This window comes from Rhizobium sp. CCGE531, from assembly GCF_003627795.1.
GTDB lineage: Bacteria > Pseudomonadota > Alphaproteobacteria > Rhizobiales > Rhizobiaceae > Rhizobium.
This window is the reverse complement of the sequence record NZ_CP032687.1, coordinates 100,238-121,248: the sequence shown is the minus strand read 5'-3', so window position 1 is coordinate 121,248 and position 21,011 is coordinate 100,238. Positions and strand designations below refer to the sequence as shown.

Here is a 21,011-nt window from a genome sequence, read left to right as displayed (position 1 = left end):
ACGTGGCGAGGCAAGTCATCGGGTCGGATGGCGTGCCTCGTAAGATTGGTCACGCCATCAGCCGATGGTCACGGGCTTGCCGCTGGCGACGGACTCCTCAATCGCAGCCAGTACCTTGGTGTTGGCAAGCCCATCATTGGCGTCGGCAAGCAGGGGCACGCCACGCACGACGCTATCGACGAAGCGCGCGATGGATTCCTGCACGAAGCCGCCGATGCGGGTTGCACCCGTCGGCGTCATGCCGATGTAGTCGTTGAACCGCATGCCACCATCGACGATACGGCGCAGGCCGCCGCTATGGGTGGGATCAGCCTGGATCTGACCCTTTTCGCCGACGACTTCCACCTTGAAATCGACAAGCGAAGGGTTGTCGCGCGACAGGATCCAGCTGTTTTCCATGGTCACGACAGTGCCTCTGGAAAATTCGAGGATCGAGGCATGGAAATCCTTGGTGTCGACGCCGCCGGCGGCAAGCGTCCCGGAACGGGCCACGGCGTAGACGCGGGTCACCTCGTCTTCGAGGATGAAGCGCAATACATCGACCAGATGGCTGCCCAGGAACCAGAGTGCGGAGGATTTCGCGGCCCAGCTCAGCATTTCGAAGGGAACGAAGGTCGTGTTGGAAAGGCGCGCCGTGCCGTGCTTGGCAAGCCCGATTTGGCCCTCCTGGATCATGTCGCGAACCTGCGCCAGGATCGGGTTCACACGATTGTGGAAGTCGATCATCAACTTGCCCTTGGACTTTGCGGCAGCCTCGGCGATCTCTTCTGCTTCCTTGACGGTGGTCGCGAGGGGCTTTTCGCTCAAGACATGTTTGCCGGCCTTGAGCGCTGCAAGGATGATCGGTGTGTGGGTAAAGTCGGGTGTGGCGACGGACACCGCGTCGATCCGGTCGCTGGCGATGAGCTTCTGATAGTCGGTGAACGCTTCGATTGCGCCAAAACTCTCCTTCATCTTCAGCGCCCTGCCCTCGTCGAGGTCGCAGACGCCAACCAGTTCGGTCTCCGGCAGCACGTTGAAGGTGTGGGCGTGGTTATTGCCCCAAAGGCCGGCGCCGATGACGCCGATGCGAAGTTTGCTCATTTTATATGACTCCATTCAAACCGTAAAAGATCAGCCCTTCACCGAGCCGAAGGTGAGACCGCGCACGACGTAACGGTCGAAGACCAGGAAGATGATCATCGGCGGGATCATCGCGAGCACGGCGGCGGCTGCGATGTAGTTCCAGGTCACGCCGCTGGTGGCGAAATATCCGAGCGTTCCGATCGGAAGGGTGGCGGTTGAACGCGAGCTCAGCACCAGTGGGAAGGCCGCGTTGTTCCAGGCAAAGACGAAAGCGAACATCGAGGTGACAATGATCCCGGGGCGGACGATCGGCAGCGTGATGCGCCACATGATCGTGTGCCAGCGGGCGCCGTCGACGCGGGCCGCCTCCTCCAGCTCCGCCGGCACCTCGTCGATAAAGCTCTTCATCAGCCAGACCGAAAACGGGATCGTCAACGTCTGCAGCACCAGCACCATCGACAAATACGAACCTTGCAGGCCGACCCGCGTGATCAACACGAAATACGGAATCAGGAAGGCAATCGGCGGCGCCATCAACAGGCCGAGATACCAGAGCATGATGTTCTTCTTGCCCCGCATCTTAAAGCGCGAGAGCGCGTAAGCGGCAGGCACCGAGAACGGCAGATTAAGCAACACCGCGCCGATCGCCACGATGAGCGAGTTCACGAGTTGCGGCGCGTTCGTGCCAGGATCGACGAGGATGTGGCGGAAGGCATCCAGCGTCGGTTCGAAGGTCACTTGCGGGGGCATCGCGAACGCTGTTTCTGCCGGCCGGATAGCGAGCGCCAGAAACCAGAGGATCGGGCCGATGAAGACCGCCAGGAACAAGAGGCCGGCGGCATAGGTGAGCGCAGTATAGAAGGTCTTGCGGCTGGCCATGTCACCACTCCTCATTGCGGAAGGCGAAGAACACGTAGAGGGCGATGATGACGTTGACGATCAGCACCGTGATCCACGTCTGGGCACTCACCAACCCGACATTGAAGTTCACCAGACCCTGTTCGTAGAGCGAATAGCCGAGTGTGCGTGTCGAGGTCCCCGGCCCGCCGCGGGTCAGCACCAGCACCGTGTCGAAGGTGTTGAAGATCTGCATGAAGCGCAGCATGACGATGATGGTCGCGGTGCGCCGGATGAGAGGCAGCTTGATGCGCATCAGGATCGTCCAGGCCGATGCGCGATCGAGACGCGCCGCCTCGATGATCTCGTCGGGAACGGAAAGCAGGCTCGCATAGAGGACGATGGCGAAGAACGGCGTCCACTGCCAGATGTCGACGAAGAGTATGGCGGCAAGCGCAGTCGTCGGTGACCCGAGGATGCCCTCCGCCGGCACCGGTAGCCAGAGCGACTGCAGCACCCAGGTCACGAGACCGCCGCCCGGATCATAAAGATAGCGAAACAGGAAGCCGACGACGATCGGCGCGATCGTGGTTGGCAGGATCAGCAGCGCGCGTACGACATTCATGCCGGGCAGCGCCTTGAGCAGCACCAGTGCGATCGCCAGGCCGAGCGAAAACTCAATCGCCGTGCCGAGCACCGAAAGGATCAGCGTGTTGGTAAGTGCGGCGCGAAAATCGAACGCATTGAGCGCCTGGACGTAATTGTCGATGCCGACGAAAGCCAAAGGCTGCGGCCCGACCTGCAAGTTCCAGAAGTAAAAGCTGGATTTGAGAGCGAAGAGCAGCGGGTAGGCGATCAGCGCCAACAGCATAATCACGGAAGGCGCGATCAACAGGTAAGGCAGGTTGCGGCGGACGAAGCCGCGCCGGACGGGCGTAAGCGTTGGCAAGGAGCGAATGGCTGTCGTGTGCATCGTCGAAGTCCAGTTCTTCTTGGCGGATGACCGCCGGCGCGAGCGTTTCCGCGCCGGCCCGAGAAGAATTCCATTACGCCTTGCCGAGCTTGCCGATCAGCGCCTTGGCGCCGTCGAGCGTGTCAGCGTAGCTTTCCTTCTGGTAGGGGATCATCAGATTGCCCTTGAGGATGCTTTCGAAGAGGCTGTTGGCGCGCTCCAGCGCGGTCTTCGGATCTTCGCTGCCGGTCAGAAGCTGGTTGAGCGTCAGGCCGAGCACACTTTCGACCGCGGTATAACCCGGAACCGGCGGACGCGTTATCTTGCCGTTGCCCTGCTTCATCATGTCGTACTGGACATCGAGGTATGAATAGATCTTCTTGACGTCCGCGTCTTCGTAGAGCGACTTGCGGGCAAAATCCGAGAACTGGAAATTGAGGTCCGGCCACTCAGCCATCTTCTTCTGGGTCGCCTTTGACGTCGCCCACTTTATGAAGGCGTAACCGTTGTCCTGCCGGTCGGAACTCGACGGGACGCCAAGGCTCCAGCCGCCGAGGCTGACTGTCTGCGCCACGCCATCTGCCTTCGGCAGGGCTGCGGTCGCATACTTGTCCATGACATCGGACTTCTTGCCGGTCATGTAGCCGGAGTTCTTGACCAGGTAGAAATACGGCGTCCACCAGTAGAACATGCCGATATCGCCCTTGGCGAAACGGGTGCCGGCATCGAACCAGACGTAATTGATCGCCTCGGGCGGCGAGAGCTTGTAAAGCTGCCGGTAGACCTCGAGCGACTTTGACCAGGCAGGACCTGTGAGCTGCGGCGAGAAGTCCCACGGTGCGCCGGGGAAGGATTTGAACCAGTTCGCGCCGTGACTGGCGGAAAGCTGGGTGAACATATGGGTGATCGGGGACGGCTGCGATCCGCAGATCACCGTCGGGAAGAGCGGCTTGCCACCGAAGGACTTGCCTTCGAGCGACTTCAGCGTCTCGATGTACTTCGTCCATGTCCAGTCTTCAGAGGCCTTTGTCGGTGGCGCGGCGATGCCGAAGCTGTCGAAGATGTCCTTGCGGTACATCACCCCTTGCGCATAGGCCGCAACCGGCAGTGTGGCGATCTGCCCGCGCCACATGTTCGACGAATAGAGGACCTCGGGAATGAAGTCGGCGAGATCGATATCGCTATCCTTGGCGATGTAGTCGTTGAGCGAGATGATCCAGCCGTTGTCGAGATACTGCCCGAGCCACATCTGGTCGACCGCGATGACGTCCGCGTCCGACGTCTTGGCGACGAAGGCCGAGACAAGGCGGGTCTGCAACGCGTCGTAAGAGAGGCTTTCGAGCTCGACCTTGATGCCCGTTTCCTTTTCGAATTCCGGGATCATGGCTTTCATCGAGAAGAAGAATGGATCTTCGACCGACAGAACGCGTATGGTCTTCGCGTCTTGGGCAGACGCACGCCGTGGCGCGACAAGCGCGCCCGCGCTCGATGCCAAGAGAGCGGCGACAGATGCCGACTTCAGCATGTTCCGGCGCGACATATTTCCAATATCGAATGTCATGTGGTGCCTCCTCAGTTGTTCTTAAATCCAACCTCATCCGACCACGGGAAACCTTCACGGCGCCGAGCTCGAGTTCGATTGTTACCCCTCATCTGCCATTGCCAACAGTTTGTTTGTACTTCGCACAAACTTATGGTACTGTCAAGAAGGTGCGTTCGGGCGTTCCCGCGGCTAAAGCCTCCGCATCTGTTGCGGTAAGCCATCAAGCGCCATCTGGTCGAGCAAGCGCTCTCAAGCTAGAACGACGGGGCTGGCAAATCGGAGATGCAAGTTGAAGTTCGAGAATCAGCCATCCTATTCGCTGGGGCAGCGCGGTCCCAACAAGGACACGCTTGCTGGCGAAAGTGGCAATGTAAGGCTCGTTTCGCAGTCGACCCTCGGCGAGATCAATCGCGGTCGGGTGCTGCAGGCGTTGTACGACAACGGTCCGAAAAGCCGCGCCGAGCTTGCCCGTCTGGCGGGCGTCAATCGCACGACGATCACGGGAATCGTCCAGCCGATGATCGAGGAGGGCCTGCTCGTCGAAGGCGACGCAGTGCCCTCAGACTTCAAGGGCGGTAAGCCGGCGCGTCCGATCTATTTCAATCCTGAAGCACCAATGCTAGGCGCCGTGCTTCTCTTGCCCGGCAGGATCCAGACATGCCTTGTGACGCTCAGCGGCGATATCAAAGCCCTCACCAAAGCGCAATTCGATCCGCATGGCGATAGGGGTGCGTTCCTGGCGATCATCAAGGACACCTTGTCCGCGACGCTTTCCCAAGCCCACCAGGCACCGTTCGGGATCGGCATCGCCTCGGGGGGCATGATCGACAGCGACAACGGGGTGATCCTCGCCGTCAATCTTGCGCCCGTTCTGACTGGCCTCCACTTGGTCGATATCCTGCAGGCGCATTTCTCATTGCCTGTTGTCATCGACCATCATCCGCGCGCGCTTCTCGTTGGCGACCGGTGGTTCGGGCCGGGACGGGGCCAACAAAACTTCGCGGCGATCTATACCGGTGAGGTATTGGGCGGCGCTTTCTACATCGACGGACGGGTCTACCGGGGCCTTGCCGGCTCCGGCGGCGAACTAGGCCATACCGTCGTGCAAATCGATGGGGAACTCTGCAATTGCGGCAAGCACGGATGCTGGGAAACAGTCGCCGCCCTACCCTGGCTGCGGCGTGAAGCGGCCCGACTTGGCTTCGCAAACCCTGAAAGCGTCACCTGTGCTCGCCTCGTCAAAGAGGCAGCAGAAGGCGCCGAAGCTGCGAATGGTCTGCTGGACCGCTATACCAGAAACGTCGCCTTCGGGATCCTCAACCTGCAGCAGACCCTGTCACTCAACTCCTATGTGCTGCATGGGGACATTGCAGGCGGCGGCGCGGACGCGGCCGAACGCGTCAGGCAACATGTCGAACGGTTGGTCAAGAAGCGACCGAACCAGGAGATTTCGATCACGCTGAATGGCATCGGAGAAGGTCATACGGCATTGCGAGGGGCCGCTGGCTTGGTCTTGTCCAGCCACCTGAAGCTCGTCATCTAGGCGGGATACGATCCCGGCGGCGAAACGGCCAACGACGCGGCTGAGCCATTGTGGTTTCAATTGTCGGGAGGTCACAAAACTATCGATCTCGCCGCACAAGCGGGCCGCTCGCGCTTTGTCTGGGAGGGGTCTTTCTCCAGCACAATCTCGGATACCCAATGAAAGTTCCGTGAGGCAATCGATAAGGGCGTAAGGGCCAATCATGGTCTGCGTATTGCTTCAAGTAGCGGCTGCTTGATCGCTTGATCGGATTGCTATCCCAGCGGCTCTTAGTTCGATCGGGGGAACGACAACATGCAGTGCCGGCGATCGCTAGATTGCAGAACGTCGATTGCACGCGCGCGCTCGTGCAACTCCGATAGACGACTGCGAATTTGCCGTGCTCGTTGAATAATGTATCGAATGTGAGATCGACAAGAAGGAGATACGTCTGCGCTACGCGAAGCTGCTCGGCAAGCGCACTCATTCACACCTTGCTCGTTTCGGTGCATGATCAACCGGCCGTTGTCGCCAAGGTCGACCACACCGCCAAGGAACTAGCCTTCATCAGACGGTCGACGGGGGCGATCTGGATTGGACTTGAAAGCGCAAGTCCAGCCTTGAGCAAAGCGGGACCATCCAAATCATTGGACGAGAGCCCGCCGAGCGATTCGTCCCGGGTGGGCGTTCGGCTTGGCTTTCAAAGGGGCCACCATGCCGGCTTCGAGGCAAGCGGCCATGAATGCCTCTCGTGCAACGACGGCGGCTACGCCGCCATTGAGGGCACCGCGACAGGTCCTGATGGCACGCTGATGGCGCTCGCCATAACGCAATGGCCATTCGTTTTCGAGAAAATCCAAAGCATCGTAAACGCCCGCAAACGTCCGCTCAAGACCACACTGCAGTCGGATAGTGACCAGACGAGTCCAGGAGACATCGGTTATCGGCATCCTATTTTCCTTTCCAATGTCACCTGTGACCATCCGGCAAATATTGGAATAACTTTCGCGCGTTCAAGAGTCGGAACGACGCGAAGTCGCCTTGATCGAGCCAGCAGGGGGCGACCCTCAAGGCAGAGCGGGTGGCAAACGTCGCCTGTTACGATGCGACGCGATATCGTGAAACTTGCCACCGCCTACGGCAATAATCGCAAAGCCTTTTCTCTGATCGTGCGTGGTGCGGCCAACCAAGCCGCTCCCTTGCGAAGATCGCACCGACTGACGATCGTAGAACGGGAGAGTCGTCGTTAGCTGCGATGATCAGGATGGCGCAAGGTATCGAGCAACTAAGCCCTTGCTAGCCGCGCGCCTCCCGACGACCACTTCAAAAAAGCGGTTATTGCCGAGGCTGCGACCGCGTCAGTTTCCTTGCTTCGGCAATTAAGCGCTATCACATCCCACGGCTCCTTCTGTCAAACAATTCTTTAGTGGCCTTGGATTCTCTAAACGAAACTAGGATCATGATCCGTCGATTGAAATTGCGAACACAACAGATCGTAGGGTAGCGCTCGTCTTCCTCCTAATTAAGACGGAGGGTACAACAGTCCCATAGGACGTTGTTGCACTGGCCAGCCAATTTATACTGCCTTGAGGTCCGCCAAAAATTTGTCAAATGCATTGTTGATCGGCTTGGCGATCTCAGCCACTGCCTTGCTCGCCAGTGCCCGGAATTCCTTGGCATTCTCGATGCTGGTGTCTACGCGCTTGTGCAGGAACGCCGATTGGAGTTCGAAGACTTGTGACGGCGAGTTCGCGCCGAACAACGCTTGCAAATGCGAGAAACCGGCCACCGCATTCGCCTGCAACGCAGCGACGGACTTAAGCGACAATTCGCGGCCGGCCAGCGTTGCGGTTTCGAAGATCGGAGTGAGTATTTTTTGCGCCTCTTCAGCGCTCGACGCGAATTTAAAGAAAGCTTCGGTCAACTGTTTGTTCCCCTTTTCTACGGATGCCCCGATTTGATCGGCCACCTTCAGAGGCGATGATGCTGAATTTTCGATTGTTTCAAAGGACCTTTCTGAAACCTTGGTGCTCATAGTGCTATTCCTTCTCACGTTGTTTGTTAATGTCGCTAGGCACGGCGATATTGTTGAAAAATTTGATCCTGAGAGTATCACCTGGCAGTTTGGACATGGACAAATGCGGAACTCAGTTTGACGGCCGTTCTTCAGAAACGGATCCGAGAGATCCGAATTGGCTCCGTTACCGCCTGGTTTAGGAAGGCGGCCATATACTTGGCTGCTTCTTGCCGCCTAACGACGAGTACGTGCAAACTCGATGCCAACTAGGCATACGCTTTCAAAAAGGTGTTTCCGAGTATTGTTCTGCCGCTTGCGCGCAAATCTTCAGACTGCAACGCGTCTGCTATGTCGCTTATTGTCGGACTCAAGACTTTTTTGAACGCCAGATAGATCGACCCTCGGAGTGATCGCTCTGCCGTAGACCCACTTTTGTTTGGCACGAAACTTGTGTGTTTATCGCAGACCGCCGGGAGCAAGCCGCAGCAAGGGCACCGGTCCTGATCTCGGCTGGTCGTCACAAAATTGAAGTCAACGACATAGGGCACAGAACGGACCGGACGATTGATCCTGTGGGCGTCAAAGGGTTCTGGCGAACACTGCATCGATAACCTGCCAAAAACCCAGTCGGCAGCGAGAATGTCGAGGTTGACGACAAATATCCGCAGAGATGCAATCAACGGAGTTAAGGATGAATAGATATTTTTGCGAATTACTAGGAACGTTTGCGCTCATTTTCTTCGGCTGCGGCACACTCGTCTTTATGCGTTCCGAGGTGGGCCCCCTCGGTGTCGCTCTTGCCTTCGGGATGACAGTGGTGGCGATGGCCTACGCGATTGGCCCAGTATCAGGCGCTCATCTCAATCCCGCGGTCAGCCTCGGTTTTCTTGTTTCGCGACGGTTTGGACTGTGGGACTTCCTCGCGTATGTCTTGGCTCAAAGTGCGGGGGCTATAGCGGCCGCAGGCGCTCTCTATGTGATAGCCATGGACAAAGTCGGTGGCTACGACATTGCCGTAGAAGGTTTCGCCCAAAACGGCTGGGGAGCTTATGGGGTCAGATCTGTGTTCCTGTTTGAGTTCATCTCCACGTTCCTGTTTGTAACGGTATTTCTCAAAAGCACCACCGAGGAAGGGGCGGGCACTGTCGCAGGTTTTGCAATTGGTCTTACCTTAGTCGCAATCCATCTGGCCGGCATTTCGGTTTCGGGTGCTTCTGTAAACCCTGCACGGTCGCTCGGCCCGGCGCTCTTTGCAGGGGAGACGGCGCGCTCACAGCTCTGGCTCTATATAATTGCACCGATGCTCGGTGCTGTTGCGGCGGGCCTTCTGCAACTCACTGAAGTTCTCGCGTTTCGACCAACAAGCAACTCGCTGAAGCGCAATGGCGCTACTCTTGCAGGGCGAAGTAGAGCTGATGCAGCTCGCCACTTCCAACCGCGCCCCTGACCGGGATTTCGACGGACTTCACATTTCCTTGGCGGCGAACCGCCCCGCCCCCGAGCCAGTATGGGGCTACATGTCACGTGATTCCATTTCCGCCGTTTCATTGTCACCTAAGCCGGTTCCAATCTCGTCTTTAGGGCGCATCGACCTTCTTTCCCGAGAGGAAAATCGGACCGCGGCCAGTATTGGAAAAAACTTGGGTCCATTCAGACCTAGCCCAACGGCCGAAAATACGTCCGATCGATATTGCGGCTGATGCTCCTTCAGGAGTCCTCTGTGAGCGGTTCGAACGCGAGCACTTTTTGGCTTCACCTGCAAACACTCTCTGCTCACCATTATGAGCGCTGCTCATGGATCCATGAAGGAATGCCATTTCAGTTTTGGTTCGCCTCATGATATTGGCCGCTGGGGTCAAGGATATCGCCTCGCCCGCGTCCATAGGACGAAGAGCATCAGCCTTGCAGGAAAGCCATCGGCCAGCACTTGTGCCGATATACTACCATTGCTTGTCGTAGCGATATAATAACAACCCTTAGGCCGTAAATCGTCCGGCCAGCGTCAAAAGAAGAGGTCTTTGAATGCGCGCAGACGTGCAGTGGAAATTGTGCTGGGAAAATGAGTTGCAACTCTCCGATCATGTCGAACTCGCCGAGTTCTTTCGGAAGACATACGGGCCGACTGGCGCGTTTAATGCAAAGCCGTTCCAAGGCAGTCAAAGCTGGGCCGGAGCAAGACCGGAGCTTCGTGCGATCGCGTACGACTCGATCGGTGTTGCGGCCCATCTGGGCTTGCTGCGCCGCTTCATCAAAGTTGACGGGGTAGACCTTTTGGTGGCTGAGCTAGGTTTATATGGAGTGCGTCCGGATCTCGAGGGGCTCGGCATCGCCCATTCGATTCAGGTTATGCTTCCCACATTGCAGAAGTTTCAAGTTCCATTCGCCTTCGGTACGGTTCGACCCGAGCTGCGGAAACACATTGAAAGATTCGGCCGACACAGTCCACTGACTGTTGTGTCGCAGGTGAGCGTACGATCTACGCTGCCACACGCACGCATCGACTTGCCGCCCACCCGTGTCGAGGATCCGCTTGTCATCATTATGCCGATTGGACAGCCCATCTCCGCCTGGCCAGCCGGTACGATGATCGACCGGAACGGACCGGAGTTATGAGCTACCTCGACTGCTAGCGGAAGTGCTCAGGCTCCTCGTGGAGCTCACTGTCCCAAGCGCAATCCGGTCCGGTCATCGGCAGGATCATATCGGCCGCCATCGGATGAAGAAATATGCGGTTCAATGGCCTTGATCTCAATCTTCTGGTTGCGCTCGACGCCCTGATGAGCGAACGTAATCTGACGGCGGCGGCGCGCAGCATTAACCTGAGCCAGCCAGCCATGAGCGCGGCGGTCGCACGGCTGCGCACCTTCTTCCAAGATGAGCTGTTTACGATCGCTGGGCGCGAATTTATCCCCACACCTAGGGCAGAAAGCCTGGCACCCGCCTTGCGAGATGCTCTGCTCCATGTTCAGCTCTCCATTATTTCCAGAGAGCCGTTTGACCCCGCCCAATCGGATCGTCGCTTCAAAGTTATCCTTTCCGATTACGTCGCGCTCGTATTTTTCGAAAAAGTCGTTGAGCGCGCGGCGCGGGAAGCTCCTGCTGTCAGCTTCGAATTTCGGCCCCCGGGCGATGACACTGATGATTTACTCCGGCGCGGCGACGTCGATCTTCTCATTTTGCCGGAAGTGTTCGCGTCGAACACCCATCCCCGAGCAGGGCTGTTCGATGATGTCCACGTGTGCGTAGGCTGCACCTCGAACAAGCAACTGGAAGAGCCGTTTACGTTCGAGAGATACATGTCGATGGGACACGTTGTGGTCAAGTTTGGGAATGTCCGTAGGCCTGGCATCGAGGAATGGTATTTGCTCGAATATGGTCACAAGAGACGCATCGACGTCGTCGTGCATGGCTTCAGCATGATCCCGCCGATGGTTTCGGGCAACGAACGCATAGGAACCATGCCCTTACGGCTGGCGCAGCATTTCGCAAAAACCATACCCCTGCAAATCGTTGAGCTTCCGCTACCACTACTCCTTCCGTTCACCGAAGCCGTACAATGGCCCGCTCTGCACAATAGTGATCCGGCAAGCCTCTGGATACGCGAACTCTTATTCAAGGAGGCGTCCCACATGATTTCGCCGCCGGGCGCGGCCGAACCTCATATGCACCGGATTAGCACCGGCCCTGACCGGCTCACCTGCGATCGGCGAACTTGATAACGGGCGGAGAAGTCACGTGCTTTGCCCTTCACTTTAAGATTTACACAAGCCAATTGGGTTCGACCGCACGGCGATAACCGGTCGCAACGCTATTTTGCGTCCGGGCGCAGCGGAACAGCATGGATGCTCCAGTTGAACGAAAACTCGAATAATTGCAGCGGTCCGATCGACAGGAAGGACGAGCTGCCATAACTCGGGTCGCCTTTGCGGACTGCAGGCATAAGGCTCAGCACCCGTTACCGAGGCGATCGACGTTAGCCGTTACTTTGCAGAGTGCCGGTAAAAGACATCCGCCAGAATGTGGTGATCATGGCGGTAGACTTCAGCCATGATATTGTAGAGCTCTGGATCGTGAGCCTCGAACTCGTCTGATGTGGCGACGGTGAGTGCACCATGGCTGTAAGCTGTATTCGTATTGAACCAAAACCGCGTGCCTTCGGCCCAATACTCATCGACGGTGTTCTCCATATACGAACGCGCCCAGAGTCCTTTCTCGCGGGCGTGGAAATAGGCTTTTTCAACTCGCGCGACGAGATCAGGATCCACCGTGCGAAGCGCGTTGAAGATATTATGTGAGAATTCGTGAACAAGAATGTTTCCTCCGTAATAGCGAGTGCCAGGCACGCCCATCAAATTTTCCACGGCCCCCGTCGTGTAGAGCCCGCCCATGCCGCGTGCCCGTTGGGCCCAGTATTCCCGGGCAGTCATCTTGTCGATCGTGTTGGCGTAATTCCGCCGTTCGTCGGGGGTGAGGCGGGGATCATCGGGCGCCGGCTTCTTCCAATCCCGCTGCTCCGGAATGTCAGTCGTCGTCTCGTCGATCGCCATGATGCCCACCCGCGCCCCGGCCCAGATTAAGGCATCGCGAACATCACGACGTTCTGACAACATGTATAGGACAATGTCACGTGCGATTAAAAGTGCCGTGTCTGGAACCTTTTCGGACGAGATAATAGTCTTACTGCGTCACAAATTTGTGGATTTTATCGATCCTTCATCCGGGAGCAGCATGGACATCGCTGGAGGTTGCGACTGAGTGCGACGGTCAAGTGCCTTCGGATTGTGGCGATCGAATTCGACACGTGTCGCTCGGGTCGGATCGGGGGCTCCGCGGGGTCGATAACCCTGGGGAAGGCCAGATTGCGGGCGGTTTTTGGTTTCGGGCGGCGCTGAGGGGGGAATCGTCTCCCTTTGGGAGATGAGGAATCCGTAAGCGGCAATGCAGAGGCTTGCATGATGATGGAAGCCGCGCCAACCGCGTCCCTCATAGTGGCCGAGCCCGAGTTCCTGTTTGAGTTCCTGATAGTCGCGCTCGATGCGCCAGCGCAGCTTGGCGGTGCTGACGAGCTTTGCGAGCGAAGCGGCGGCCGGGAGAGTGGAGAGCCAGTATTTGAGTGGTTCGGCATCACCCTCGGGCCATTCGATCAGCAGCCATTCCTCGGCGCGGGGCTCGGTCAATTTGTAATCCCTGGACGCGGGCCTGACGCGCACGGCGGCGAAGCGAGAGTTGAGGTCAGTGTTGGTTCCTTCCCGCCAGCCGATGATCTGCCAGGCATCTTGCGGCAGTTCCTGCGCCAACGCCTTGGCCGATATCGGGCTGTGCTCGGGGCTGCGGCGCATCAGCGAGGTTGGCCGCCCCTTTCCGCGCCAGGGCTCGGGTGGCAATGGTCCCTCGCCGGGTCGCCAGACGCTGAGTGTCGGCTGCACGCCCACGACATAGTCGAGGCCGAGTGCCGACAGGCCGGCGCGGAATGCGCCGTCCACGCCATAGCCGGCATCGGCCAACACCACACCGGGCGCCACTCCGGCTGCCTGGGCGGCTCGGATCTGCTCCAGCGCGATGGCCGGTTTGGTCTGGAATGCGACGCTGTCAGGGATCTTCGCCTTGCGCCGCCGCTCGGCATCGTCGGCCCAGATCTCGGGTAGATACAGCCGGTAGGCAATCGGCAAGCTCGCTGCGACGTTGGCGATCGACAAGCTGACCGCGACTTGGCAGTTGTCCTGCTTGCCGAGTTGGCCACAATATTGCCGCGCCACCCCGACCGAATGCCTGCCCTTCTTGGGAAAGCCGGTGTCATCTACAATCCACGCCTCGATCGGCCCATGTCGCTCGATCAGCGGCAGCACCAAATCGCCAATCCGCCGCAGAAGCGCCTCGTCCGACCACGGCGCCTGACCGACGAAATGCAGTAACGACTGATGCTTGGACGAAACCCTCGCCGGTGCCGTTACCGCTGCCAGAGGCTCGACACTCTTGCGCTCCACCGGCAGCATGAGGCCAAGGCAGTAATCCTTCAGCGGCTCTGCCCGATCGGCATGGCCGATCACATCGACAAGCCTCTCGACATAATCCGCAAAGTCTGATTCACTTCTTCCGCTCAGGCCATTCATCTCAGCTTGCTCCTGCTGACCACGAATCGCCACGCTAGCACATCATCGCAAACCGCGAATCTCCCGTTTTTTGTGACTCATACGGCTTCTCATTGATCAGAACGCATTGGCCCATTCTCTGCGTCCGATGGACATGATGCGCCAGGGCTGACTTTCGAGTTTTCGCCATGCGTCGCAACAGTGATTGACGATATCGTCGTAGACCGTATGTTCGCACGGTGAAGGCAGCCCGCCTTCGTAGTAAGCATGAAACGGCGGCCGCACCGGACGAGCCGGTGCCGAGCCCCATGCTCAAGCGAGGACGGACCGTGGACATGGATAGCGAACTTTTCATCGGGCTGGATACATCGAAATTGAAGATCTCAGTGGCGGTCGCCGACGGCGGGCGGAACGGTGAGGTGAAGTTTTACGGAGACATCTCGTCGGATCCGGGATCGGTCGCCTCGATGGTGGAGAAGCTGGCGAAGCGAGCTTCGCGGTTGCATTTCTGCTACGAAGCGGGGCCGACCGGATACGAGCTTTATCGGCAGATCATTGAGCTTGGCCATACTTGCGAGGTTGTTGCGCCATCGCTCATTCCCAAGCGGTCAGGCGATCGGGTCAAGACCAACCGGCGAGACGCCGTGAGCCTGGCGCGATTGCACCGGGCGGGGGAACTGACGGGAGTTTGGGTTCCAGACGAGACCCATGAGGCGATCCGCGATCTGGTCCGGGCTCGTGAGGCTGCAAACGATGCCCTGAAGAAATCCCGCCAGCAGTTGCAGGCTTTCCTGCTGCGCCGCGGTCATATTTATAGCGGCCGCTCGCCCTGGACACAAATCCATCGGCGATGGTTGGCAGCGCTGTCGTTCACCCATCCCGCCCACCACATCGTTCTGGCAGAATACATTCAGGCCATCGAAGACGCCGAGGTTCGGGTAGAGCGGCTGACCAAACAGGTCGCCGCCACTGTGGCCTCCTGGTCGATGGCGTCAGTCGTCGAAGCCTATCAGGCAATGCGCGGCGTCTCGCTCCTCACCGCGGTGACTTTCGTGGTTGAAATCGGCGACGTCAGGCGCTTCGAAACGGCTCCGCAGCTGATGGCGTATCTGGGGCTTGTGCCGTCCGAGAGCTCGACGGGCGAACGGGTGAAACGCAAGGGTATCACCAAGGCGGGAAGTACGCGGGCCCGCCGTGTTCTGATCGAGGGCGCGTGGACGTATAGATACCCGGCCCGGATAAGTCGGGCCATTCAGGTAAGACTGGAAGGGCTGCCACGGCCGGTCCGCGAAATCGCCTGGAAAGCTCAGATTCGGCTATGCGCGCGCTACCGTCAACTTATCGGCGCGGGGAAGCTCAAGGCAGTAGCCATCATCGCCATCGCTCGGGAAATGGCGGCGTTCCTGTGGGCTATCGGTCAAGAGGTGGCTCCCGCCGCATAAGCATGATCAACGCCAACCTAAACACATGAAAGGAAGCAGCTAATCAGCATTCGCATATATCTGCTGATGTATAAACTTGGGGGCAGAGCCCCGGTGGGGAATCCTCGCCAAATCCACGTGGCAAGCGTTGAGCTCATGCCCGATCGTAGACAGAGGCAGCCCCGGACGAACCTACGGAAATGCGGTAAACAACCCGCGCATAAGAGTATGCCAACCGTCGTCGAAAGCTCTGCCTCCAACTTTGTATATCAGCTACATCTACACGGCTTCATCACCACTGATGGAAGGGACACAGTCATGCCTAGACCACTTGACAACGAACATAAGAGGATTTGAAGACTCGGTTCGAGAGCCAATTCTCGCGCATGAAGAGCCAGAGGTTTTCGACCGGGTTCAACTCTGGCGATTTCGGCGGGAGCGGCAGGATCGTTATGTTTTCGGGCACGACGAGATTGTTGGACATGTGCCATCCCGCCTGATCCATGATGAGGATGGCATGGGCGTCATCGGCGACATGACGGGCGATTTCGGCCAGATGCTGCGTCATCGCGTAGGTGTCGCACCACGGCATGACCAGCGCTGCCGCTTTGCCGAGCTTCGGGCAGATTGCGCCAAAGATGTAGGCCGATCTGGTGCGTTGATCATGCGGCGCTGAAGGTCGCGTTCCGCGCTTGGCCCACCGGCGCGTGATCTTGTTCTTCTGACCGATGCGAGCTTCGTCCTCGAACCAGATTTCTATTTGCTTGCCTCGTGCCGCTCCAGCGGCAATTTCTGCCACCGCGGCGGGGAACTTTTTTTAAATTCCTCAATGGCTTGGGGGTCTTGCGCGTGATGTTTGGGCCGTGCGGCAAGCTTGCGATAGCCCATGGCTCGCACCTCACGGCTCAGCGTTTGCTCGCTCACCGAGATGCGAAACTCTTCCCAAAGCCATTGAACCAGATCGCACAGACGCCAACGCACAACGCCGTCAAGATAGGGCGTCGGTCCGCGCTCGATGGCCTGTGCCAAGGCCGCACGCTGCTGATCGTTTAATCGCGACTGCGGACCGGGAGCCTTGCCGTTGATCAGGCCTTGGGGACCACGCTCGTTGAAGCGCATGACCCAGTCCCGAACGATCTGGAGCGTGACATTGCCGAGACGGGCGGCATCGGAACGCGAGCCTCCGTCATAGATCGACGCGAGCGCCAACAAACGTCGTGCCTGGGCGGCGTCCTTCGTCTGCCGCGCCAGCCGCCGCAGACCTTCTCCGTCAAAATCCTCACGCAATGAAATCCCTGATCGCATCGCAGACCTCCGGTTTGCTCCAGAGATTCAGATTCACCGCGTTTTGGGAAGGCCAAAGAGTCAAGTTAAACGGGACGCGGTATCAGTAAGAATAGGTATGCCTGCTGCGTCAGCATACTTGGCATAAAACGGATCCAGGCCGAGTGAAATCGGTGGGCTGCGAACCATGAAAGTATCGAAATTGGATATATCAGCCATCGACAATGGCGACGCAGATAAACCATCCTCAGCGCCGCCAAGTCCCCTGCGGATGCAGCAAGAAGGTATCCACCGACAAGGACCATCGCCATCGAGCATCCATGAATCATCATGACCTTTCCTTAGTGCACTGTCTTCCTGAGACGACGCAACAACCGTGCCAATCACCAAGCAAAGAACCGACGGTTATATTTGTCGGCCCTGTCGCGCTAAGAGTCGGATTCGAAAAGCGTTCAACGATATCCATACCTTGCTAGCCGTCTGGTGATGAGACGAATGTGGGCGATCATGATCCACGCTTCGGCTGATGCGATCGAGCGTTCGACGTCTTTGGCCAATCTGCGGCATCTGCCAAGCCAGGCGAAGGTCCGTTCGACCACCCATCGACGCGGCAGAACCTCGAAGCCTTTCGCCTTGTCTGAGCGCTTGATGATCTCGATCGTCCAGCGCCCGATCTTTTTCAGTCGCCGCTTCAACTTATCGCCCGCATAGCCACCATCGGCGAAGACATGCAGTAACCATGGCCACCTGTGGCGGATGGATTTCAGGAGATCGGGAGCACCGTCGCGATCCTGGATGTCGGCGCTGTGCACCATGAGAGCGACCATCAGGCCGAGCGTATCGACGATGATATGGCGCTTGCGGCCTTTGGTCTGTAGAGTCGAGGAAAGGCGCGGTGGCTGGCCCTTGCGAGGCTCGCTCCGTTTCCTTTCCCCGCTCATCAAACCGGACGTGCGGATTTCCCGCATCCGGCTTTCCGACTGGCTTCATCGTAAGGCCCACGGCGACTGCTTGCCGCGCTCGCGTCGAAGACACAGCACGCCCAATTCCCCGTAAACATGTTCACGTGGGAATCGACGCGTGCTGCGTCCTTGCACTTTGTGCCGTCTGCACAGGAAGTTCGTGACGCGGTCATAGACGTGTCGATCGACGCCTTCATAGGCCGATGCGAGAGCGCCATAGGAGAAGTATGCGGCCCAACCGCCCAGGAGGCGGTTCAATCGCTTGCGAACTTCAGGCCATGTGCCCTTGTTGCCCGGCGTCAGCAGCGCGCTGACCTTGGTCTTGATCCGCTGCACGCTCTTCCTGGACGGGCTCGCTCCCAGGTACCACCGGCCGCCGTTGGGCAGATGACGTGGTCCAAGCGAGTAGCCAAGGAAGTCGAAGTGTTCGCGCCGGGCATCCTTCACCGAGGTTTTCGCCTCGTTGAGCGACAGCCCGAGTTTCGTCATCACCGTCCTTGTCCACGCCAGCGCCTCGGCCGCATGATCGCGGCTGAGAATGACGAAGTCATCGGCATAAGAGATGACGTGCGCGCGGAACTCTTCACCCCGACCGCTGAGACGCCAGTGCTTCAGGAACCGGTTCATGTAGATGACCGAGAGCAGCGGACTGACGACACCCCCTTGGGGCGTGCCGTGTGTGCTGCTCTTGCCGCCAGTCATGCGCCGTTTCCCGTCGCCATCCCGCTCCTCGACCGGTGCTCGCAGCCACAGCCTGATCAGCCGCAGCACGCTCCGATCGACGATGCGTCGGGCCACCGATTTGAGGAGGTCCGAATGCGGGATCGTGTCAAAATATTTCGACAAATCAGCGTCGACAACGTCGGTGTAGCCCCGGCACATCAGCCGGTGCGTTTCCTTGACTGCATCGACCGCGCTGCGACGCGGCCGATAACCATAAGCACCGTCCTCGAAGTCCGCCTCGAAGATTGGTTCCAGTACGAGCTTGGCAGCGGTCTGGATGACGCGACAGCGGATAGAGGGAATGCCGAGCGCACGCTCGCCTCCCCCAGGCTTCGGTATCATCACCCGCCGCACCGGATCGGGTCGGTACGTCTTCGAAACGAGTTCTTCGCGCAGGCCCGCCAACCACGCATCCACGCCCGACGCCTCGATCTGCGTAAAGGTCACTCCGTCGACGCCAGGCGCTCCCGCATTGGCGCGGGCCAGCGCATAGGCATGGCGCAGAATGTCTTCACGGCAAATCTTGTCGTAGAGCAAATAGAAGCGGAAAGCGGGCTCCGCCTTCGCCTTACAATAGAGCTTTCTCTGTAGGTTCCTGATCTTTTCAGGTGTTTCGAGGCTCATCGCCAATCACCCTTTCCTCACCATCTTCGAAAGCATGCCAGAAGTCAGGGTCCTTTCCTCCGCCGGCATTGCCCGGCATCGACAGTCTTACGACCCTGTCCGACTCCCGTCCGGTCCATCGCCATCAGCGATGTCGAAGCCGCGACCTCCGACCGCACGGGTCTCCCTCGATTACCCGCATCACCCTTCCCGCGTGCCGTGCCCAATACCCCGGCAGACCGAACAGGTGCTTGTGACGATTGCTTCCCTGTTCGCACGGCCTTCCCCGGGTAAGAGACGGGTCGGCATCTGCATCGACTCTTTCGAGGCCTGCTCGGACTTCACTCGCGTTACGGCCCACTGGATTGCTCAACCGCCCAAGGCGGCCTTTGTCACGAGGCTTCGAACCGGCCGGTTACCCGACCGATCCGCTCGTCAGCTACCAGATCAATCGACAACTCTCTGGATGGAACCTTCCTCCATTGGTGACACGCGCCTTCGAGGCGCACTCTTGCCCGCGTCATAGCCCCGGATGCCGCCGCTTTCGGTGGTTTTGACGCTCTGGCTATCGATCACACCGGCCGTCGGGCTTGCCTCCTTGCCCTCCAACTCGCGCGTTTCCATCACGAGACGATGGTTGATGCGTGGCCAAAGTCCCAACGCTCTCCATTCATAGAAATAGCGCTGGACGGTCGAGCAGGGTGGAAAATCCTTCGGCAGCATCCGCCATTGGCAACCAGTTGTGGCGATGTAAAGCAGGGCATTCACCACCTCTCGCAAATCCGTGGTCCGCGGGCGGCCCAAGCGGCGCGGCATTGGCAGGAAAGGCTGAACCAGACCCCATTCCCGATCCGTCATATCGCTTGCGTAGCGTGCCGTTCGCCGGGCATATTGCCGACGGGTGATTTTGGTCCAGGCCATCGTGTTCTCCATCGAATCTCGCAAATCCGAAGGAATCATAACCTGCTGAAATCACCCACCTCTTTTTGAGGCAGCCTCTAAGCATTTGCGGCTACGTCTCTATCCGAAGGAAAGGCGGATCAGGAGCTGCAGCTGGAGGCAACATGCTTCTCGACGCTGGGAGGTTGCTCGCAGCGGCGCTTGCATCAAAATATGTCATTTGCCCGCGAGCCAGGCTCGCATTAAGCCCGCGCTATAGTCCCGCAGCTTCCTCGAACACCCAGTCCCGCCGGTCGGTCTTCTCGCCAATGCCGGCGAGGGTGCCGACAGCACGAGCGGAGCCGGCGATCGCCGCCAAATTCGACGATAACCTAATCCTCCAATGAAAATCGCGAGATAGTGCCCGCATCAGACTCAAGGGAGAGCCTGTACTTCCGATCGCGTTGGAATGACGGCCTGAACATCGCCTGCAGCAAATCGTGCCGAGACGATGATTAGGACATTGCAATGTCGATGCGGCGGTGAGTCGAGGAGCCCGCGAGAGCCATGGCCGGCAGTCTATTGCGCTGCCACGAGCGACGCCGCCGCGGGCACGAACCGACGACACCTGCCCTGGTCGATTTTCACCGCTGTGATGCGAAGCTTGCCGCAACCATCCGACATTTGGATGAGTCCTATTAAATCAATCGATTATCCCGATGGGCCGATCAAGCGTAAATAGGCGGTGAAGTGCTCCACCGACGGTGGGGTCGGCGATGCTAATCAGTGGTGGTTCACATGACGATAAGCCTCCTCGGCAGGGATGTCGACGATGTCCCCATTGATCCCACTGGCGACGGCCGGCTCATCAGTGGCGAAGGTATTGGGCAGATCAGAATACCCAATCCGCCGACGGACGGTATCGATCTCGCTCGCATGGTCGTGTTTGAGGTCTCGATCCAGTCCGTAGCTCTCGGCTTGTAATTTCATGCTCCAGGAGGCCCTCATGAAGATTTCCGTGGTGATCGTCCAAGCGAGCTGCACGTTTCTGCCGGTCTCGACGCGGTCGGTCGCGATTGCGATCCCGTCAGCTGCCTTCGGAGTTTTGCCGAGA

The 21,011-nt window shown here is 58.5% G+C and carries 16 protein-coding genes and 2 pseudogenes; 6 read left to right on the top strand and 12 right to left on the bottom strand.

Translation table 11 applies throughout. From position 1 onward, the window contains the following. Positions 1-57 precede the first annotated feature (57 nt). The 4 genes from CCGE531_RS30350 to CCGE531_RS30335 all read right to left on the bottom strand — a co-directional run bounded on the left by CCGE531_RS30350 (position 58) and on the right by CCGE531_RS30335 (position 4,415). Positions 58-1,083 carry a Gfo/Idh/MocA family oxidoreductase gene (locus tag CCGE531_RS30350; protein ID WP_004112709.1) on the bottom strand — a complete coding sequence of 342 codons (1,026 nt, stop codon included), beginning with the start codon at positions 1,081-1,083 and terminating at the stop codon, positions 58-60. Positions 1,084-1,113: 30 nt separating this feature from the next. After that, positions 1,114-1,944: a carbohydrate ABC transporter permease gene (locus CCGE531_RS30345; protein ID WP_004112708.1), complete on the bottom strand. Its 831-nt coding sequence runs from the start codon at positions 1,942-1,944 to the stop codon at positions 1,114-1,116. Position 1,945: 1 nt separating this feature from the next. Beyond that, entirely contained in the window at positions 1,946-2,875 is a 930-nt protein-coding gene (locus tag CCGE531_RS30340; RefSeq protein WP_065091861.1) for a sugar ABC transporter permease, read from the bottom strand. A gap of 73 nt (positions 2,876-2,948) precedes the next feature. After that, positions 2,949-4,415 carry an extracellular solute-binding protein gene (locus CCGE531_RS30335; RefSeq protein ID WP_004112705.1) on the bottom strand — a complete coding sequence of 489 codons (1,467 nt, stop codon included), beginning with the start codon at positions 4,413-4,415 and terminating at the stop codon, positions 2,949-2,951. A 271-nt stretch (positions 4,416-4,686) separates the two neighbouring features. Here CCGE531_RS30335 and CCGE531_RS30330 point away from each other — a divergent pair, with 271 nt between their 5' ends. Continuing rightward, positions 4,687-5,940, top strand: a complete 1,254-nt coding sequence (locus CCGE531_RS30330; RefSeq protein ID WP_004112704.1) for an ROK family transcriptional regulator — start codon at positions 4,687-4,689, stop codon at positions 5,938-5,940. Between the two features lie 623 nt (positions 5,941-6,563). Here the strand turns inward: CCGE531_RS30330 and CCGE531_RS30325 are convergent. Further along, a complete protein-coding gene (locus CCGE531_RS30325) occupies positions 6,564-6,869 on the bottom strand; it encodes a DUF982 domain-containing protein (RefSeq protein WP_004112697.1) in 306 nt (101 codons plus the stop codon). A gap of 626 nt (positions 6,870-7,495) precedes the next feature. Beyond that, positions 7,496-7,954, bottom strand: coding sequence for a phasin (locus CCGE531_RS30320; RefSeq protein WP_120670733.1), 459 nt, complete (start codon positions 7,952-7,954; stop codon positions 7,496-7,498). A 673-nt stretch (positions 7,955-8,627) separates the two neighbouring features. Between CCGE531_RS30320 and CCGE531_RS30315 the strand changes: the two genes are divergently transcribed. The 3 genes from CCGE531_RS30315 (at position 8,628) to CCGE531_RS30300 (ending at position 11,652) form a co-directional block, all read left to right on the top strand. Next, positions 8,628-9,383 (top strand): aquaporin, encoded by a 756-nt coding sequence (locus tag CCGE531_RS30315; RefSeq protein ID WP_004112693.1) that lies wholly within the window; start codon positions 8,628-8,630, stop codon positions 9,381-9,383. Between the two features lie 575 nt (positions 9,384-9,958). Continuing rightward, a complete protein-coding gene (locus tag CCGE531_RS30305) occupies positions 9,959-10,549 on the top strand; it encodes a NodA family N-acyltransferase (protein WP_004112689.1) in 591 nt (196 codons plus the stop codon). Positions 10,550-10,662: 113 nt separating this feature from the next. After that, positions 10,663-11,652 carry a LysR family transcriptional regulator gene (locus tag CCGE531_RS30300; RefSeq protein ID WP_120670731.1) on the top strand — a complete coding sequence of 330 codons (990 nt, stop codon included), beginning with the start codon at positions 10,663-10,665 and terminating at the stop codon, positions 11,650-11,652. A 264-nt stretch (positions 11,653-11,916) separates the two neighbouring features. Here the strand turns inward: CCGE531_RS30300 and CCGE531_RS30295 are convergent, their stop codons facing one another. Together CCGE531_RS30295 and CCGE531_RS30290 are read right to left on the bottom strand one after the other, a co-directional pair. Then, positions 11,917-12,483, bottom strand: coding sequence for a hypothetical protein (locus tag CCGE531_RS30295; RefSeq protein ID WP_120671006.1), 567 nt, complete (start codon positions 12,481-12,483; stop codon positions 11,917-11,919). Positions 12,484-12,621: 138 nt separating this feature from the next. After that, positions 12,622-14,046, bottom strand: a complete 1,425-nt coding sequence (locus CCGE531_RS30290; RefSeq protein ID WP_065091965.1) for an IS701 family transposase — start codon at positions 14,044-14,046, stop codon at positions 12,622-12,624. 314 nt (positions 14,047-14,360) lie between these two features. On the opposite strand from CCGE531_RS30290, the gene CCGE531_RS30285 reads away from it, so the two are divergent. Further along, positions 14,361-15,467 carry an IS110 family transposase gene (locus tag CCGE531_RS30285; RefSeq protein ID WP_162944130.1) on the top strand — a complete coding sequence of 369 codons (1,107 nt, stop codon included), beginning with the start codon at positions 14,361-14,363 and terminating at the stop codon, positions 15,465-15,467. Positions 15,468-15,798: 331 nt separating this feature from the next. Here the strand turns inward: CCGE531_RS30285 and CCGE531_RS35015 are convergent. The 4 genes and pseudogenes from CCGE531_RS35015 to CCGE531_RS30255 form a co-directional block, all read right to left on the bottom strand. After that, positions 15,799-16,751, bottom strand: a pseudogene (locus tag CCGE531_RS35015) (IS630 family transposase); the annotation flags it as partial. Between the two features lie 431 nt (positions 16,752-17,182). Beyond that, positions 17,183-17,671, bottom strand: coding sequence for an IS5 family transposase (locus CCGE531_RS30265; RefSeq protein ID WP_281024490.1), 489 nt, complete (start codon positions 17,669-17,671; stop codon positions 17,183-17,185). A 45-nt stretch (positions 17,672-17,716) separates the two neighbouring features. Continuing rightward, positions 17,717-19,039: a group II intron reverse transcriptase/maturase gene (gene ltrA / locus CCGE531_RS30260; protein WP_205587002.1), complete on the bottom strand. Its 1,323-nt coding sequence runs from the start codon at positions 19,037-19,039 to the stop codon at positions 17,717-17,719. Between the two features lie 489 nt (positions 19,040-19,528). Beyond that, a pseudogene (locus CCGE531_RS30255) lies at positions 19,529-19,939 on the bottom strand (IS5-like element ISRtr4 family transposase); the annotation flags it as partial. A 756-nt stretch (positions 19,940-20,695) separates the two neighbouring features. On the opposite strand from CCGE531_RS30255, the gene CCGE531_RS34685 reads away from it, so the two are divergent. Then, the gene (locus CCGE531_RS34685; protein ID WP_172831088.1) at positions 20,696-20,881 is read left to right on the top strand and encodes a hypothetical protein; all 186 of its coding nucleotides are present in this window, start codon (positions 20,696-20,698) and stop codon (positions 20,879-20,881) included. Positions 20,882-21,011 lie beyond the last annotated feature (130 nt).

Excerpts from the sequence above, each read along its gene's own strand:
- CCGE531_RS30350 (WP_004112709.1), bottom strand. The coding sequence starts at position 1,083 with ATGAGCAAACTTCGCATCGGCGTCATCGGCGCCGGCCTTTGGGGCAAT.
- CCGE531_RS30345 (WP_004112708.1), bottom strand. The coding sequence starts at position 1,944 with ATGGCCAGCCGCAAGACCTTCTATACTGCGCTCACCTATGCCGCCGGC.
- CCGE531_RS30340 (WP_065091861.1), bottom strand. The coding sequence starts at position 2,875 with ATGCACACGACAGCCATTCGCTCCTTGCCAACGCTTACGCCCGTCCGG.
- CCGE531_RS30335 (WP_004112705.1), bottom strand. The coding sequence starts at position 4,415 with ATGACATTCGATATTGGAAATATGTCGCGCCGGAACATGCTGAAGTCG.
- CCGE531_RS30325 (WP_004112697.1), bottom strand. The coding sequence starts at position 6,869 with ATGCCGATAACCGATGTCTCCTGGACTCGTCTGGTCACTATCCGACTG.
- CCGE531_RS30320 (WP_120670733.1), bottom strand. The coding sequence starts at position 7,954 with ATGAGCACCAAGGTTTCAGAAAGGTCCTTTGAAACAATCGAAAATTCA.
- CCGE531_RS30315 (WP_004112693.1), top strand. The coding sequence starts at position 8,628 with ATGAATAGATATTTTTGCGAATTACTAGGAACGTTTGCGCTCATTTTC.
- CCGE531_RS30305 (WP_004112689.1), top strand. The coding sequence starts at position 9,959 with ATGCGCGCAGACGTGCAGTGGAAATTGTGCTGGGAAAATGAGTTGCAA.
- CCGE531_RS30300 (WP_120670731.1), top strand. The coding sequence starts at position 10,663 with ATGCGGTTCAATGGCCTTGATCTCAATCTTCTGGTTGCGCTCGACGCC.
- CCGE531_RS30295 (WP_120671006.1), bottom strand. The coding sequence starts at position 12,483 with ATGGCGATCGACGAGACGACGACTGACATTCCGGAGCAGCGGGATTGG.
- CCGE531_RS30290 (WP_065091965.1), bottom strand. The coding sequence starts at position 14,046 with ATGAATGGCCTGAGCGGAAGAAGTGAATCAGACTTTGCGGATTATGTC.
- CCGE531_RS30285 (WP_162944130.1), top strand. The coding sequence starts at position 14,361 with ATGGATAGCGAACTTTTCATCGGGCTGGATACATCGAAATTGAAGATC.
- CCGE531_RS30265 (WP_281024490.1), bottom strand. The coding sequence starts at position 17,671 with ATGAGCGGGGAAAGGAAACGGAGCGAGCCTCGCAAGGGCCAGCCACCG.
- ltrA (WP_205587002.1), bottom strand. The coding sequence starts at position 19,039 with ATGAGCCTCGAAACACCTGAAAAGATCAGGAACCTACAGAGAAAGCTC.
- CCGE531_RS34685 (WP_172831088.1), top strand. The coding sequence starts at position 20,696 with ATGACGATAAGCCTCCTCGGCAGGGATGTCGACGATGTCCCCATTGAT.